Below are 16,489 nucleotides of genomic sequence, written 5' to 3'. Positions count from 1 at the left end.
CCAAAAGTTAGATTTTGACTCTAACTTTTGGGGTGCACAACAGTCTGAGCCGTTTTTTATTGTTCAATTCGCAGGCGTACGTACGACTAAAACATCGCATTTAGCTGAACGGACGATTGCTTCAGATACCGAACCAATTATGTAGCGCTCTATTGGCGTATGCCCCGTAGCGCCACAAATAATTAAGTCTGCCTTCACCGTTTTAGCAATCTCTTTTGTTATTACCGTTTTAGGTGACCCATATTCAATAATGGACGTTGCATTTTTAACGCCAGCAACTGCTGCACGTGCTTTGTAGCGATCTAAAATTTCCTGTGATTTATCTTTGACTTGCTCAGCAATATCTTTATCAAGCGCTCCGAAATATTTCGTATCTATAATGTTAACGATGTGTAATTGGGATCCTTGATTTCGATAGGCGATATCAATTGATTTACGAAATGCATAGTCGGCTTCAATTGAACCGTCTATAGCTACTAAAATACTATTGTATTGATTCATCTGCCAAATCCCCCTTTAACAAGTTATTTGAAAGTTGTTCTGTATTTATAAAATGGTTAAGTGTAGATTCGTTGTATTACCGTCAACATACCAATCGGTTTGTTTTAAATATACCAAAAATTTATTCTATAAGCCAACGCTTTTTATCTAGCCTCTTGCGCACCGCCCGAATCCAGCGCGCGACCGCCCAAAACCCCACGCGGACCGCTCGAATTCATCGCGCGACCGCCCGAATCCGGACGCGGACTGCTTGAAACAACCGCGCGACCGCCCAAAACCGCACGCGGACCGCCCGAACCCGCACTCGAACCGCTCGAATCTACCGCGCAACCGCCCGAACCCGCACGCGGACCGCTCGAATCCACCGTGCGACCGCCCGAACCCGCACGCGATCCGCTCGAATCTAGCGTGCAACCGCCCGAACTCGCACGCCGACCGCTCAAATCCACCATGCGACCGCCCGAACCCCGACCTACAAAATCCCCCACACCCACAAAAATTTACATAAAACCAACACTCATTACACTAAACTAACAATCCACCAAAACCTTATTAATCACTTAACATTTCAGAGGTTTAAGAATGGTAACCTTAATAAAAGGACTAAATCAGCCCTTACAATACATAGAACTTTAGGAGGCTATTCAATTGAATTCATATCAAAAAGCATTCGGAGCGACGATGGCTGTAGCGGTAGCAACGGGAACACTTGCAGTAGCTGCACCGGTATATACACAAGCCGAAGAGGTGAAAATCCCTACATTTTCTGATGTAAAAGATATAAAAAGTCATCGATCCTATGACGCAGTTATCAGTTTGGCTTCTAGAGGGATCGTAAAAGGATACAGCGATGGCACTTATAAACCGAATCAGGCCGTAACGCGGGGGCAACTTGCTACCGTTTTAGCGAAATCCCTTGAATTGGATACAAAGAATGTGAAAAACCCGGGATTCAAAGACGTTAAAGTGACTGACACGTATTACGGAGCAATTGCTGCTCTTGTTGAAGCTGGCATTGTAGAAGGGTATAACGATAAGACATTTAAACCTAGCAGCCCACTGACACGTGCGCATATCGCCAAGATGATTAGTATTGGATTTAATCTAGAAGACGTCAAGTTTACGAAGAGCCCATTTACAGATGTCAGAGCTGAAAACTGGTACGCAGATTATGTCCAAGCTTTGATCAATAATAAAATCACAGTTGGAACCACTCCTACTAGATTTGAACCAAATGCTTTCGTTACAAGAGGGCAAATGGCTTCCTTTATTGTTCGAAGTGAATCGGCTTCCACTAGAGGCAATGGAAAAACGTTTAACCTTTCTTTGATGCACGTAAATGATATACATGCGAATACGGACAAAGCACCCAAACTGGTTACAGCAGTAAATGAGGTACGCGCAGCTAAACCGGATGCATTGTTGTTAAATGCAGGAGATGTATTCTCTGGTACTTTGTATTTCAATGAATTCCAAGGATTAGCAGACTTAGCGTTCATGAATTTAATGAAAGTCGATGCTATGACATTCGGTAACCATGAATTTGACCTTGGTTCATCAGCGGAAGGCCATAAAGCATTGGCTGACTTCATTAGAGCGGCAAACTTCCCGTTTGTATCCGCGAATGTAGATTTCTCAAAAGATCCAATGTTTGATGGATTGTTCAATACGAAAATTTCAGCAACACCTGAAGATAGCAATATCTACGCAGGAATTGTCCAAGAAGTAGACGGAGAAAAAGTGGGTATCTTTGGTCTAACAACTGCGGAAACGAAAAATCTTGCGAGTCCAGGAGAAATTACATTCTCTAATTATATTGAGGATGCAGAAAAAATGGTTGCTGAATTCGAAAAAATGGGTGTTAACAAAATCGTAGCACTGACACATATTGGTTTTGATGATAATGCCGCTATGGACAATGACCAAGAACTAGCTGCAAATGTCGACGGGATTGACGTAATTGTAGGTGGACATAGCCATACGCAATTAGACAAACCTGTTGTTGTGGAAAAAGATGAAAAAGGCGCAACGAAAGACAAAACAATTATTGTACAAGCGTATCAGTATTCAGATTACCTCGGTACGTTAGATATTGAATTTGATAAAAACGGTGTCGTAGTAGGACATGCAGGTAAGTTGATTGCGACTAAAGACAAAGAAGAGAATGCTGAGGCAGTTAAGCTCTTAAAACCTTATAAAGATCGAATTGCAGCTGTAAATGAAGAGGAAATTGGCGTAACACTTAAAAATGCACTAATAAGTCCAAGGACATCTGATGAAGGTTATGTACCGGGCACAAGTGTACGAGCGAGTGAAACGATTCTAGGGAACTTAATCACGGATGGCATGCTTGCAAAAGCGAAAGATTATGTAAAAGATAAAAAAGTAATTATGGCATTCCAAAATGGTGGGGGAATTAGATCTGCTATTGACGCCGGTCCAATCACAGTAGGGGACGTAATCACTGTGCTTCCATTTGGTAACACGCTAGCGACGATGGATGTTACTGGTGCAGAAATCAAAGAGGCATTTGAAATTAGTTTTAAAGAGTATCCAAAAGAAAACGGCGGTTTCCTCCATGTATCAGGTGCGAAAGTAGAATTCGATTCTTCTAAACCTGCTGGAGAACGTGTCGTTTCAATTGCCTATAAAAACGCAGATGGTACCTACACTAAACTCGAAAACGCAACAACATATACAGTAGCAACAAACGCCTTCACAGCAAAAGGTGGAGACGGCTATGACGTTCTTAAAAAAGCTTATGATGCAGGTCGTGTAACGGATCTTGGGCTTTCAGATTGGGAAAACTTAAGAGAGCACTTAGTATCCCTAGGCGACAAAATCCCAACTGAACGTGAAGGCCGAATTGTAGACGTTAAAGGACAAGTTGTAGCTCCAATCACAAGTTTCTATAACACGAACCCTGAAAAGCTAACAGTCTCTCAAGTTGCCCGCTACGACAGCCTTAAAGGCGAAGGTGGAACAGAGATTTTAGCTTATGATGAAAACATGAAAAAAGCATTCGTCACAAACGGTGCAGTAAAAGGCTTTGATATTGTATCATTTGATAACTTAAAATCGGGTACATTAACAGGCATTACAGAAACGACAAGAGTACTACTATCAAGCTATGGCGTTGAGGGTGTAGCTGATATTACGAGCATTGCTTCACATCCAACAAAAGATTTAATTGCGATTTCTGCAGTGAGCGATCCGAAAACAGAACGAGGCTATATCATCTTCGCAACGAAAGACGGGAAGTTTGTAAAATCTGTTCAAGTCGGCGCATTGCCAGATATGGTGGCATTCACGCCTGACGGGACGAAAGCAATCGTTGCAAATGAAGGAGAACTAGATGATAATGCAGAAAAAACAAGTGATTTAATTGATCCAGAAGGGTCTATTTCCGTCATTGATGTAGCAACTTATACGCATACAGAACTGAAATTTACAGAAGCAATGCTAGACGATAAAGTTCGGATGTCTTATCAAGGCAAAGGAAAATCGTACTTGGCACAATTAGAGCCTGAATATGTAACCGTCTCTGCTGACAGCAAAACAGCTTACGTATCCCTGCAAGAAAACAATGCAATCGCAACTGTTGACCTTGTAGCAGGTAAAATCCTAAGCGTTAAAGGGTTAGGCGTAAAAGATTATTCAGCAGCTGGAAATGAACTAGACGCGCTCAAAGATGGCAAAGTAAAACTGGAGAAACAACCAATCCTTTCATTCTATATGCCAGATGCCATTGAAACGTTCACTGTAGGTGCAGATACGTACATCATCACACCGAACGAAGGGGACGCACGTGACTATGAAGGATTCAGTGAAGATAAAAAAGTAGATAAAATTATTGATAAAGTTAAATTAAAAGCAGAGCATTATGCAGGCTATACACAAGCAGAGCTAGATGCATTTGACTTAACTACACTAAATGATTTTAAAATTACGACTGAAGATGGAAAAAATACAGCCGGAGAATACGAAGCGCTTTATGGATACGGCGGACGTAGCTTCTCTATCTTCAATGCAAAAACAATGGAACTCGTATTTGATAGCGGAAGCGATTTCGAATCAATCATCGCAAATGACCCGAAATTAAAACCATTCTTTAACATAAGTAACGACAATGTAGATGTGGATGATCGCAGTAACAGCAAAGGTCCAGAACCGGAATCGGTAACAACTGGAGAAATCAATGGGAAAACGTATGCATTCATCGCGTTAGAACGCATCAGCGGTATTATGGTTTATGACCTTACAAATCCATCAAGCCCTGAGTATGTGACGTTTGTAACAAGCCGTGACTTCACGAAAGAAGTTGCAGGGGATGTAGCGCCTGAAGGCTTAAGATTCATCCCAGCTTCTAAAAGTCCAACAGGTAACGCATTACTAGCAGCAACACACGAAATGTCAGGAACCGTTGCGGTTTATGAATTTGATGGGGCTAAACTTAAGTAACATCAGCTGTAGATGATTAAGTGTTAGGTAGGCTGTGTGGGATACGAATCGGGTAATTCGCTTAATGGAGACCAGACAATTTGGGGATTGTCTGGTTTTTTGTGTCCAATCAACAAGGAGGTTTTCAACCAACACTTCGAAGTGTCCAACGAAAGCATAAAGAGAAATGGATAGAATCAGAAATCCTGCTAATACCGCTTCGGCGCTTTGTGGATGCCTCCCGCGATAAGCCGGAAAGAAAATCACTTTCAGTCTTATCGCTCCGGCTACCACGAAGTCGCGCCTTCGCTGGATGGTAGGTGTGAGAAAGCATATTTCGTTATTGGGGATTAGATTTGCAACCTATAGTGTGATAAATCGAGTGAATGCATTTAACAACAGAATCTATAGATGGAATGAAACAGAGACCCTGCTAATACCGCTTCGGTGCTTTGTGGATGCCTCCCGCGCTAAGCCGGAAAGAAGTGCACTTTCAGTCTTATCGCTTCGGCTACCACGAAGTCGCGCCTTCGCTGGATGGTCTCTTTAAGAAAGCACATTTCGTTATTGGGGATTAGAACTGCATCCTGTAGTGTGTCTTTCTTCAATGAAATTAGTATCAAATAGTAATCACATTATAATCTCAGTCCATACATCTCAAAATCACTTTCAATAATGAAACACTCCAGCGTACACCCTATAGCATCAATAAGATTTCCACGCCATATTAAATACAAAAAAGCCAGCTATTCACAAAGAATAGCTGGCCATTTACATTAGATTTTCTTTTCAACGTCTGTTTCACTAGCATCTAACTTCGTTTCGTCTTTTTCTTCATCATTGATGATATCTCTAGTAGAAGTTTTAAATTCCTTTAAAGTTTCTCCAACCGCTTTCCCCAATTGAGGTAGTTTGGAAGGACCGAAGATGACGAGAGCTAGTATTAAAATGAGTATTAAACCCGGTAAGCCGATACTTGGCATGGTAATTCCTCCTTATCTAGATGATAGGATGCACGAATACGAGAAAGAGTTTTGCCAAACCATTAAAAATTGAACAATACAATTCCAATCGTAAATGACTCTTTCAATTTGAAGATTAGACTAATTGGTTTTCGCTTTTTCCTTCAACCAACTGACCGCCTTTTTCGAAGAACGCGAGAATCCCTTCGGCAGCACGGTAAGATAATGCACCCACTGTACCTGTTGGATTGTATCCAGCATTTTGCGGGAATGAAGAAGCACCGACAACAAATAGATTGTCTACGTCCCACATCTGAGAATAGTTATTGACCGCAGAAGTTTCAGGATCCGCGCCCATGATTACGCCACCCGTGTTATGAGTAGACTGATATTCAGCAACGTTATATGGGCCAAGCTCTTTACTCGTATCTATATGATCTGCGCCCATTTCTTTTAAGATAGCTTCACATTTCTCTGCTAAGAACTTAGTCAACGCACGGTCTTGGTCTTCAAAGTCAAAGGTAATCCTAACCAGTGGATCACCAAATGAATCTTTATAAGTAGGATCGAGGTCAAGGAAATGCTGTTTGTAAGCCATTGATGCTCCTTCGCCACTAACCGTTAACGACGCATTTGTATATTTTAAAGAAGCTTCTTTAAACTCAGCACCCCAAGTCGGAGTACCCGATGGGATTTGGTTATTGGCAATAGGTCTTTGTCCTGTTTGTCCAAGGATAATCATCCCGCCGTGGATGAAGTCTAAATCAGTGTGGTCGAAATTATCGCCATTGTAATCATCTACAATCATCCCTAAGCCGCCTGCACCTGCAAAGTTATTGAACTTTTGTTCGTCAAAGAATCCAGTTGCGCGTCCTTTTCTGATTTGGTAGGCATAGTTTTTCCCGATTACGCCAGTACCCGTAGTTGCATTGTAAGGTCTGCCAATTTCTGAAAGTAGAAGAAGTCTAACGTTACTAAAGACATAGCCTGTTAATACAACAACATCTGCTGGCTGTTCAAATTCTTCGCCTGTTGTCATATCTGTATAGATTACGCCAGTAGCTTTACCTCCTGTGTGTACAATACGGCGTACTTCTGAATGCGTTCGGATTTCAAAGTTTCCAGTTTCTTTTGCTACTGGTATTACAGTAACGTTAGGGTCTGCTTTTGAACCGTACTCACAACCGAAGCGTTCACAAAATCCACAATATTGACAAGCCACTCTGGAAATTCCATCAGGGTTTGTATAGTTTTCTGATAGATTGGCAGACGGTTGAACATATGGATGAAGTTTTAAATTTTTTGCTGCTTTATCGAACAATTGCATAGCTTGTGTTTTTTTCATCGCAGGAGTTGGGAATGGATTTGAACGTTTCCCGCCTAAAGGATTGTCTTCTCCTGAAATCCCTGCCATTTTTTCGTATTGATCGTAGTAGGGCTCGATTTCATCATATGTAATGCCCCAATCTTGAATGGTCATATCAGCTGGAATTTTACCTTCTCCATATTTTTCAATGGTTTTGCTTCGCAGTTCGAAATCATAAGGAAGAAAACGGAAGTTCTGACCATTCCAGTGTGCTCCTGAACCACCAACACCTACGCCAAGTAAAAACGAACCATATTGTCTCATCGGTAGAGAACGCATTTTGTCATGATTACGGAAAGTGATTGTTTCTTTTGAAAGGTCTTGCATCATTTCATGGCGAACCGCATATCTAAGTTCGTCATGCGCCATGTAATAATCTTCTGTTTTTCGGTCTTTCCCTCTTTCTAAACCAACTACTTTAAGTCCTTTTTTTGTCAGCTCGGAAGCGATAATACCGCCGGACCAACCAACACCAATAATAACTACATCTGTTTTCGGTAATTTTTTCACCATTACTATTTCCTCCTCAATCGTAAAGCTCTAAATGATTACAAATTCCTTATTGGGCTATCTATCTTTGGGTACGTCTGATTAGTGATTATGTTGTGAGTTTAATGCCATCGGTTCTACTACTACAAATTCTTCTTCAATAATATTTAAGAAGCTCATTTGGTGACCAGGGAAGTTTTTCATCTTCCAACCTTCCATACCTGCATTACCGCCGTACAAAGGATCTGAGTATGCACCTTCAATTGTTGCAGACCGTAAAGTGTTGAAAAAGGCAGTAGAAGTTGTTCCTTTTAACTCTACTTTTCCTTCAGCAAATTCAGTAAGAATTGCGTCTTGCTCTTCAGCTGAAAGTCTATCGAAAGCTTTTTCGTATTTTTTTACACTTTGATCCATAAGACCTTTTAGTCCTACTTCAAAAATTTGTTGTCTGTTTTGGCGACCTTGATAACCTTGAGTCGGCTCTCCTGGGTAAAAAGGTCCTGATGTGTATTCTTTTGCGCCCATTCCCCAAGCACCTGCTAATTGATGGTCAATATAATAAGCAACTAATAATTCTTTAGCACCAGGACCGTTTTTGTCTTTAGGGAAAATTCTTTCCGCTGCGGCCTCCGTAGTTCGGTATTGCTCAGGCGTAAAGTACATTAAAGCGACATGTAGGTTTTCTGCCTGCTTGGACGTGCTTGAGTCTTTCACCGCTGTTGTGGTTGTTGTTGAATCGTTGCTCAACAGGGTACCAACAGCACCACCCAAAACCAGTCCGCCTACCGTTAATCCTGAATTCTTTAAAAATGAACGTCTCGAAGACTTTTTACCTTCAAAGGACTTCTTTTCTTTTTCTGACATGATAAAACCTCCAAATTCAAAGTATTAAAACGACAACTAATTATTTACCTAACTAAACAGTGAAACACAAATTATGTACTTTTTCCCAGTCCAAGAGATCATAATAAAGCACCTCTACAAAAAAATAGGTGAAATGTCTGAATCCCCAATTGTAGCCCTTCAATATAGGTAGTCATTACATTCTTCTATATTTTTTACGAGTAAGCGTCGTATTATTTATAAATCAATACTGGCATGTATACTATTCGGGTGGGTCTAAGCGACTCTAATTCTACTACACTTGGTATCTAAATAGTATGAATTCAAGCTTTTTTTGTGAAATAAAACTATAGTTACCATTTTTTGATACCAATTAACCTTAAAAAGGATAGATGGGTGATGAAAAGCGTGAAAGAAAATATACGCTTATCAAACATTTAACGGAGTTGAGAAAACGGCTAAATAGTGTAGCTGTGACCTTCATAGTATCCCTGATAATAGGATTCAATTTTTCTAATTGTTATTCTATTCATCCATTTATTTGAAATCAGCGTTCTTGTATTCAGCAGGTCATAATAAAGAAAGTGAGCAAATGAAGAGGGATTTTTAGCTCACGAGGTGTAAAAAGTGGTATACTGATGTACGTACCTGAATAAAATGCACCACAATTCAAAGGAGGAACAACTCATGCCAAACATCGGTGTACCCGGTTTAATTATAATTTTAGTGATTGCGTTAATCATCTTCGGACCAGCTAAATTGCCTCAATTAGGAAGAGCTGTTGGACAAACACTAAAAGAATTTAAGAATTCAACGAAAGACATCGTCGATGATGTCACTGATGAATTCAAATTAGACGACAAAGAATTAACAGAGAAAAAGAAAATATAATCGCTAATCCAAAAGAGCTAGCATCAAATACAATTTGTATTTGACGCTAGCTCTTTTTTTGATGACAAGGCAAGTTAGAGATTGGTGAGGTGACCAACCAAATCGATGAAGTGTCCAACAAACCGAGAGTTTTATAATCATGCTTTAAGACGGTATTGGACATCAAGGTTTAGTTAAAAGTACAAAAATTCCAGAAATATATCGAATTCCCTTTATAAGGGTTTCTATACAGCTTGAAAGCTGATAATATAGAATTATGGAATAGGAGGTCGTTCGTTTGAAGAAGATACTTACAGCAATACTTACACTCGCAATTGCCATCAGTTTCTCATTTAACGCGTTGCAAGTAGATGCAGCTAGCCCGAAAGCAGTGAGCTACAAAAATTGCACTGAACTGAACAAGGTGTATAAAGGCGGCGTGGCAAGATCAGCCTCTGTTAAAAATGTAGGCGGCAAAACAAAGTACGCTCCATTCGTATCCAAAGCTGTATATGATCTGAACAAAAAAAGTGATCGTGATAAAGATTTGATCGCGTGTGAGCGATAAGAATAACAATAACAACAGCTCCATTCACAGCATCAATTGTGGAATGGAGCTGTTTTTATTCACCACTGTCCATGCCGTGTTCAACAATGAGCTATAAATCTAAAAAAACAATCACTTGATTATTCACTAGATTAAAATAACTACTATCTGCACTTCTAAAATATCTCACAATATGATACGATAGAACTATTAAAACAATTAGGATAAAGTCTACGAAAAACTACAAAATTCGACAATTAGGAGAAGGATATGGAGACAGAAGACTTAGATCTACTGCTTGAAAATGTATTGACTTTAAGGGCTGAGGGCAAGTACAAAGAAACAATCGAGGGGTGCCACCATCTGTTGGAAAATGGGCTGAGACTAAATGAATATAAATTTGTCCTCGCGGCTCATGCGTATTTAGCAGCCGCCTACTACTCAATTGGTGATTTAACCGAAGCCTTTAACAGCATCGAGGCTCATGAAGAACTATGTACTAAATATGGCGATGAAACCGACAAACTGCATTCATATAATACGTATTTTTTACTCCATGCCTATAACAAAGATTACAGCAATGCAAAAGCGACACTCGAAAAAAGCATTCATTTGGGCAAGAAATTAAAACATTATAATATAGTTAGCAACGGATATAGCAATTACAGTCATATATGCATTGTCGAAGAAAACTATTGTGAAGCATTGGAAATGGCTGAAGTCGGACTTGAAATGGCGAAATTACATCAACCGGCAAGCCCAATTCTAGAACTAAGAGTCACATTAAACATGGCAAATGCTTATATTGGACTTGGGGGTTTAACTGAATCGAAACTACTGGTGGATGAGATGATTAATCATCCCATTTTAGACTCGTTTATAAGGGAAAAGGCCCAGTGTTATTATTTACTTGGTAAATGGTTTGCAGCGCAAAAACGATTTAGGGAAGCATTTGATGCATACACCACTGCCAGGGATTTAGCAGCAAGCTATGATGATTATAATTTATTGAAAGATATACAAGAACAAAGATGCGACTTATGCGAGCTCATGGATGACAAATTACTTGGCTATGAAGTTCAAAAAGAATACATCACCGTGCTCAATGAAATTACTAAAAGTGGACTAGCGTTAGCGGCACTTAAGCTTGAAATTAAACATGGCCTTTCCTCCATTGAAAAAAGAGCCAGCACGGACTATTTGACAGGACTATACAATCGCTGTTATTTGGAAAGTACCACGAATGAGTGGCTTAAAAAAGCATCCTCGGACAATGAAAGCATCGTATGTATCGCATTTGATATCGATAACTTTAAGCTCATTAATGATGAATATGGACATCTAGTGGGTGACGCTGTTATGAAGCAGATTAGTCAATATTGCTCAACGGTTTTCAGAGAAACGGACCTAATGAGTCGATTTGGCGGAGACGAATTCGTCGTTATTCTGAAAAACATTTCACTGGAAGACGGGAAGAAGAAAGCCGATCAGCTATCGGAAACGATTAGAAGTATAGAAGTGGAACATGAAGGGAAGTTCGTTTCGATCACCGCAAGTGTTGGGGTGGCTGATAATGAAAAAGGGAAAGTAATAGATTTTAAGGAGTTATTCAATTCTGCAGATATGGCACTCTATCAAGCAAAAGAGAATGGTAAAAACCAAGTTTGCGTTGTGGGATAAAGCATGACTGCTTGTGAAACGAATCTAAAAACAGCCCTCTCCAAAATGCATCTGGAGAAGGCTATTTTTGTCGATTCCATTGATATTATTCCCCGTCAACCGGAACAGTCGCATCATGCAAATGTGTATCAAGGTCAGCACGGAAATCTGCTTTCTGCGCGTCACTCCAACCAAGCTCTTTGCTCATCATTTCAATGACGGGCACTTTCCACTCGTTCACCCATTGAATGTCAAACAGTAATGCGCCTGTACGTCGCCAGAAAAAGTCAACGGGCGTACGGACGAATTCATCTGTGATCGAGTAAAGAACTTGCGTATAGAGGTAGACGGGTAGCCCAGAATCCTGCGCCGCCTGCTCGTTTTTCTGTAATAAATCAAAAAGGATATCTACATTTGAGCCATATTTTTTCACGAGGGACTGCGCTCTTTCCTGATTTAATCCGAGTTGTATGCCTTGTTTGATCTTGCGATACATGAACGTTTCAAAGTTACGGGAACCTCCGACGTGTCCGCCTGAAATGGGCATATTCTTCGTGCTGGACGAAGAATATATTGTTCCTGTATCTGTTTTGAGTTTTGAAGCGACGACATCTACAATCGTTTCCGCCATTTTTCGATAGCCCGTCAGTTTTCCTCCAGCAATGGTGAGTAACCCGGAAGCGGATTCCCAAATTTCATCTTTTCTTGAAACTTCGGATGCCCCTTTACCTTTTTCATTGATCAAAGGCCGTAGCCCAACCCAGCTGGATTCAATATCACTCGCCGCAATGGTTAACTTCGGAAAGATGAGTGCGATGGCGTCCATCAAATAATCGCGGTCGCTTACGGTCATTCGGGGATGAACCATATCCCCTTTGTAGTCAGTGTCTGTCGTCCCAACGTACGTTTTCCCATCCCGTGGGATCGCCAACACCATCCGGCCATCTGGCGTGTCATAGTAAACAATCTGATTCAAAGGAAATACACTTTGGTCAAAAACGAGATGAATGCCCTTCGTCAAACGTATTTCCCTTGAATCCAAGGAGTTGTCTTTCTCCCTCAATGTATCTACCCATGGTCCGGCAGCGTTCACAATTGTTTTTGCGCGTATTTCACTAGTTTTGCCATTTAATTGGTCAACCACGGATACGCCTGTAACTTTTCCTTCATTGTAAATAAAATCAGTCACTTTTGTATAATTGAATACAGTAGCGCCTTGACTGACAGCTTCTTTCATCACTTCAATCGTCAGTCTCGCATCATCCGATCGGTATTCAACGAAACGGCCAGCGCCAAGTAACCCTTCAGCCCTAAGTTTAGGCTCCGCATGCAAAGCTCTTTCTCTGGTCAACATACTCTTTCGTTCTTCTTTTTTCACGCCTGCCAAAAAGTCATAGACGCGCAATCCGATGGAGGTACTGAATTTACCCATGGAGCCGTCCTTATAAATCGGCAAAAGCAGCCACTCGGGCTTCGTCACATGGGGTCCGTTTTCATAGACGACCGCCCGTTCCTTGCCTGTTTCCGCAACGATCTTCACTTCAAGGTTTTTCAGGTATCGCAAGCCGCCATGGATCATTTTTGTAGAACGACTGGACGTCCCAGCAGCAAAATCCTGCATTTCCACAAGCACTGTTTTCATGCCGCGACTGGCTGCGTCCAAGGCAATTCCAGCCCCCGTAATGCCGCCCCCGATGATTAATACATCAAATTCTTCCGCTTGTAATGTTGAAAGTACTTCACTTTTTTGTAACTCATTAGATTGTTCAGTCATTTTAGTTAAAGCCTCCACATATTGTATTCGTTCATTAATTATACTACAATTTTGATAACTGAATCTCTTGATTTACAAAACGTTTAGAAAATGCAATATGTAGTCAGTGTTTTAACTATTTGATGGGTTTCAATTACATAGACAATTAGTAAGAGGCATGCTATAATTTCATATAACATTGTGCGAATCTAATGGTAATTAAAAATAATAAATATACTCTTATCAGGAGCAGGCGGAGGGAAAAGCCCCATGAAGCCCGGCAACCGACTCAATTGAGCACGGTGCTAATTCTTACAGCATTGATGCTGAAAGATAAGAAGTTGTGTGAAAAACCTCTTCTTAACTGAAGGGGTTTTTTTATCATCATAGACAGTACATAAGGAGGAAATAACATGAATACATCAAGTCATCAGGAACTAGCAACCTATGCATTTTTAGAAATCGATGAAATCGTGAAGTATGTTAAAAAGCGTGGCTTCTTTAGTGAACAAGAACAAGTTGTTGTGACGGAAGTAAGTGATGGGAAGATAAATCATGTTTATCGATTAACGGGGGAACAGAAGAGCTTGATACTCAAGCAGGCTGTACCTTATGCGAGGATTGTAGGAGAGTCAATGCCTATCCCGATCGACCGGGTCGTTCTCGAAGCGAAAGTATTACAGGAATACGATAACATCATTCCCGGTTCTGTTCCGAAAGTGCATCTTCTGGATGAAATCATGGCAATTGTTGTGATGGAAGACATGCATCCGATGGAAATGGGGCGCACGGCTTTGAATAATGGGACGGAATCTACCGTATTTGCGAAAGACATAGGTGTATTCAGTGCGAAGACCACTTTTTATACGTCCGATTTCTACCTGGATCCAAAATTAAAGAAAGAGTTGAATGCCTCTTTTACAAATCCGGCTATGCGGGAAATGACGGAAGAGCTCTCTTTCGATTGTCCATACAATTTGCATGACAGCAATTTCTTTGAAGAAGGCTTGAAAAATGATGTATTATTTCTAAGTCAAGACCACCAGTTAAAGCTGGAAGTGGCGAAATTAAAACATAAGTTCATGACGAAAGCGGATGCGCTCATCCATAGCGATTTACATAGTGGTGCCATTTTCATGGGAGAAGACAAAACAGTTGTATTCGATACCGAGTTTGCTTGTTTTGGGCCGTTCGGATTTGACATGGGGCATTTTATCGCGAGCTTGTTGTTAAATGGAATCGGACACCCTGAATTTCAAACGAAGCGCTATGAACAAGCGCGGGAAGCTTGGTATGCGTACGCCGATACATTCGCAAAAGTTTGGAGAGAAGAATCCAATGAACCTTATACACAACTCGACGGCTTCCTGACGCATGTAATGGAAGAGAACTTTACCGATATGCTGGGGTATGCAGGGTGCGAATTGGTCCGTCGCTCCATCGGTATTGCACAAATTGACGATTTAAATTATGAAGAAGATGAAGAAAAACGCATGACCAGAAGGAAAAAAGTGTTGGAGCTCGGGAAGTATTTGATACTTAACCGTCACACAATACGCTCTTTGGAAGAATTGGAGAGCTGGTTCATCGACAGTAGTCACAAGGAGGAATTTTAATGGGAGTTACAGCCACTTATCTATTTCCGACACATCCAGAGCAAGAAAAAATAGCGGAGCAACATGCACTCGGGCTCACAATTGGGTCTTGGACAGATATTCCGCATCTTGAACAGCAGCAATTGAAGCACCATAAAGGTGAAGTCGTTTCTGTGGAAAAAGGGGAAGTGAAGGATACGGTGAAGATCTTTTATCCATCCGCTAACTATTCGGCAGATCTTCCCGCAATTTTCACGACTGTCTACGGCAAGCTTTCTTTTTTTGAAGGCTATGAATTAATCGATTTGGATTTTGGCAAACAATTGCTTGCACAATTTCCGGGGCCACGATTCGGTACAAAAGGGATTCGAGAGCAGTTGAATGTTATGGATCGCCCATTGCTGAAAGCCATCTTCAAAGGGGTCATGGGAAGGGATCTGTCCTTTTTCTCCGCTCAACTAGAAGAACTGCTAGCAGGCGGCGTCGATCTCATCAAAGACGATGAAATTCTTTTTGAGAATGAATTAACACCGTTTTATAAGCGAATTACAACAGCAAAAGACATTATCGATCGGCATTATGATAAAACAGGAAATCGGGCATTGTATGCAGTGAACTTGTCGGGGCGGACGAATGAGCTTCATGATAAGGCAGAACAGGCGGCTGCGCTCGGCGCGAACGCGTTGTTATTCAACGTCCATGCGTATGGGCTAGATGCACTTCAAACGCTGCGTGAAAATAACAATATCGGTTTGCCAATTGTGGCGCATTCCGCATTATCTGGTGTTCTAGCAGGTCAAGCGGGCGGCGGATTCTCTTACTCGTTATTGGTAGGGAAGTTAACGCGGCTCATCGGCGGAGATCTGTCCTTGTTCCCAAGCCCCTATGGCAATGTTGCCATTTCGAAATTTGATGCGTTGGCAATCAATGAAGCGCTGATAGAAGACAATGGCTTCGAAAAAACATTTGCAGTACCATCCGCGGGAATTCACCCAGGCATGGTGCCGCAATTGCTGAAGGATTTCGGAGATAATCTAGTCGTCAATGCTGGGGGCGGAATATTTGGCCATCCAGATGGACCGACGCAAGGTGCCAAGGCATTCCGGGCGGCGATTGACGCAAGTGTCAAACAAATCCCGCTCGAAGAAGCAGCAAAAACGTCAGAATCTCTGAAACGCGCCATCGACCAATGGGGCGTTGTCGAGTCAGTATAAGCACAAAACGAGCCTCCTGGGATAGTCCCGAGAGGCTCGTTTTTTATATAGAATAAACTAGAAATCCTGCTAATACCGCTTCGGCTACCACGAAGACGCGCCTGCGCTGGATGGTAGATGTAAGAAAGCGTATTTCGTTATCGGTGATTGCTACTGCGATTTATATGTGTCCCGATACAATGGATAGAGCTGGAAATCCCACTATTCCCGCTTCGGCGCTTTGTGGATGCCTCCCGCGATAAGCCGGAAA

The 16,489-nt window shown here is 41.4% G+C and carries 11 protein-coding genes and 1 riboswitch; of the genes, 6 read left to right on the top strand and 5 right to left on the bottom strand.

Annotated features, from left to right (window positions below; genetic code table 11):
- Window positions 1-63: 63 nt before the first annotated feature.
- Complete coding sequence (locus AC25Y5_RS18435) at window positions 64-501, bottom strand: universal stress protein (RefSeq protein WP_488141560.1); 438 nt, start codon at window positions 499-501, stop codon at window positions 64-66.
- A 648-nt stretch (window positions 502-1,149) separates the two neighbouring features.
- Here AC25Y5_RS18435 and AC25Y5_RS18430 point away from each other — a divergent pair.
- Window positions 1,150-4,962, top strand: a complete 3,813-nt coding sequence (locus AC25Y5_RS18430) for a choice-of-anchor I family protein (RefSeq protein WP_488141559.1) — start codon at window positions 1,150-1,152, stop codon at window positions 4,960-4,962.
- 755 nt (window positions 4,963-5,717) lie between these two features.
- Here the strand turns inward: AC25Y5_RS18430 and tatA (AC25Y5_RS18425) are convergent.
- From tatA (AC25Y5_RS18425) to AC25Y5_RS18415, 3 genes are all read right to left on the bottom strand, one after another.
- Window positions 5,718-5,924: a twin-arginine translocase TatA/TatE family subunit gene (gene tatA, locus AC25Y5_RS18425; RefSeq protein ID WP_482102412.1), complete on the bottom strand. Its 207-nt coding sequence runs from the start codon at window positions 5,922-5,924 to the stop codon at window positions 5,718-5,720.
- 115 nt (window positions 5,925-6,039) lie between these two features.
- A complete protein-coding gene (locus AC25Y5_RS18420) occupies window positions 6,040-7,782 on the bottom strand; it encodes a GMC family oxidoreductase (RefSeq protein ID WP_488141558.1) in 1,743 nt (580 codons plus the stop codon).
- 78 nt (window positions 7,783-7,860) lie between these two features.
- Window positions 7,861-8,622, bottom strand: coding sequence for a gluconate 2-dehydrogenase subunit 3 family protein (locus AC25Y5_RS18415; protein WP_488141557.1), 762 nt, complete (start codon window positions 8,620-8,622; stop codon window positions 7,861-7,863).
- 666 nt (window positions 8,623-9,288) lie between these two features.
- Here AC25Y5_RS18415 and tatA (AC25Y5_RS18410) point away from each other — a divergent pair.
- From tatA (AC25Y5_RS18410) to AC25Y5_RS18400, 3 genes are all read left to right on the top strand, one after another.
- Complete coding sequence (gene tatA / locus AC25Y5_RS18410; protein ID WP_488141556.1) at window positions 9,289-9,492, top strand: twin-arginine translocase TatA/TatE family subunit; 204 nt, start codon at window positions 9,289-9,291, stop codon at window positions 9,490-9,492.
- A gap of 277 nt (window positions 9,493-9,769) precedes the next feature.
- Window positions 9,770-10,039, top strand: a complete 270-nt coding sequence (locus AC25Y5_RS18405; protein ID WP_482102416.1) for an excalibur calcium-binding domain-containing protein — start codon at window positions 9,770-9,772, stop codon at window positions 10,037-10,039.
- A 249-nt stretch (window positions 10,040-10,288) separates the two neighbouring features.
- Window positions 10,289-11,698: a GGDEF domain-containing protein gene (locus AC25Y5_RS18400; RefSeq protein WP_488141555.1), complete on the top strand. Its 1,410-nt coding sequence runs from the start codon at window positions 10,289-10,291 to the stop codon at window positions 11,696-11,698.
- Between the two features lie 85 nt (window positions 11,699-11,783).
- Here the strand turns inward: AC25Y5_RS18400 and AC25Y5_RS18395 are convergent, their stop codons facing one another.
- The gene (locus AC25Y5_RS18395) at window positions 11,784-13,451 is read right to left on the bottom strand and encodes a glycerol-3-phosphate dehydrogenase/oxidase (RefSeq protein WP_488141554.1); all 1,668 of its coding nucleotides are present in this window, start codon (window positions 13,449-13,451) and stop codon (window positions 11,784-11,786) included.
- A 216-nt stretch (window positions 13,452-13,667) separates the two neighbouring features.
- Window positions 13,668-13,770, top strand: a riboswitch (SAM riboswitch).
- A gap of 73 nt (window positions 13,771-13,843) precedes the next feature.
- Here AC25Y5_RS18395 and mtnK point away from each other — a divergent pair.
- Window positions 13,844-15,046, top strand: a complete 1,203-nt coding sequence (gene mtnK, locus AC25Y5_RS18390) for an S-methyl-5-thioribose kinase (RefSeq protein WP_488141553.1) — start codon at window positions 13,844-13,846, stop codon at window positions 15,044-15,046.
- Window positions 15,046-16,239: a 2,3-diketo-5-methylthiopentyl-1-phosphate enolase gene (locus tag AC25Y5_RS18385; protein ID WP_488141552.1), complete on the top strand. Its 1,194-nt coding sequence runs from the start codon at window positions 15,046-15,048 to the stop codon at window positions 16,237-16,239. Before mtnK ends, AC25Y5_RS18385 begins: the two co-directional genes overlap by 1 nt.
- The last annotated feature ends 250 nt before the right edge of the window (window positions 16,240-16,489 follow it).

The organism is Sporosarcina sp. Y1011, from assembly GCF_057669885.1.
Note: the sequence above shows the minus strand (reverse complement) of the source record. Positions and strands in the feature narration are given on the sequence as shown.

Bases quoted from the DNA above. Each gene is read 5' to 3' on its own strand.
- AC25Y5_RS18420 (WP_488141558.1), bottom strand. From the start codon at position 7,782: ATGGTGAAAAAATTACCGAAAACAGATGTAGTTATTATTGGTGTTGGT.
- AC25Y5_RS18395 (WP_488141554.1), bottom strand. From the start codon at position 13,451: ATGACTGAACAATCTAATGAGTTACAAAAAAGTGAAGTACTTTCAACA.
- tatA (WP_488141556.1), top strand. From the start codon at position 9,289: ATGCCAAACATCGGTGTACCCGGTTTAATTATAATTTTAGTGATTGCG.
- AC25Y5_RS18415 (WP_488141557.1), bottom strand. From the start codon at position 8,622: ATGTCAGAAAAAGAAAAGAAGTCCTTTGAAGGTAAAAAGTCTTCGAGA.
- tatA (WP_482102412.1), bottom strand. From the start codon at position 5,924: ATGCCAAGTATCGGCTTACCGGGTTTAATACTCATTTTAATACTAGCT.
- AC25Y5_RS18435 (WP_488141560.1), bottom strand. From the start codon at position 501: ATGAATCAATACAATAGTATTTTAGTAGCTATAGACGGTTCAATTGAA.
- mtnK (WP_488141553.1), top strand. From the start codon at position 13,844: ATGAATACATCAAGTCATCAGGAACTAGCAACCTATGCATTTTTAGAA.
- AC25Y5_RS18400 (WP_488141555.1), top strand. From the start codon at position 10,289: ATGGAGACAGAAGACTTAGATCTACTGCTTGAAAATGTATTGACTTTA.
- AC25Y5_RS18385 (WP_488141552.1), top strand. From the start codon at position 15,046: ATGGGAGTTACAGCCACTTATCTATTTCCGACACATCCAGAGCAAGAA.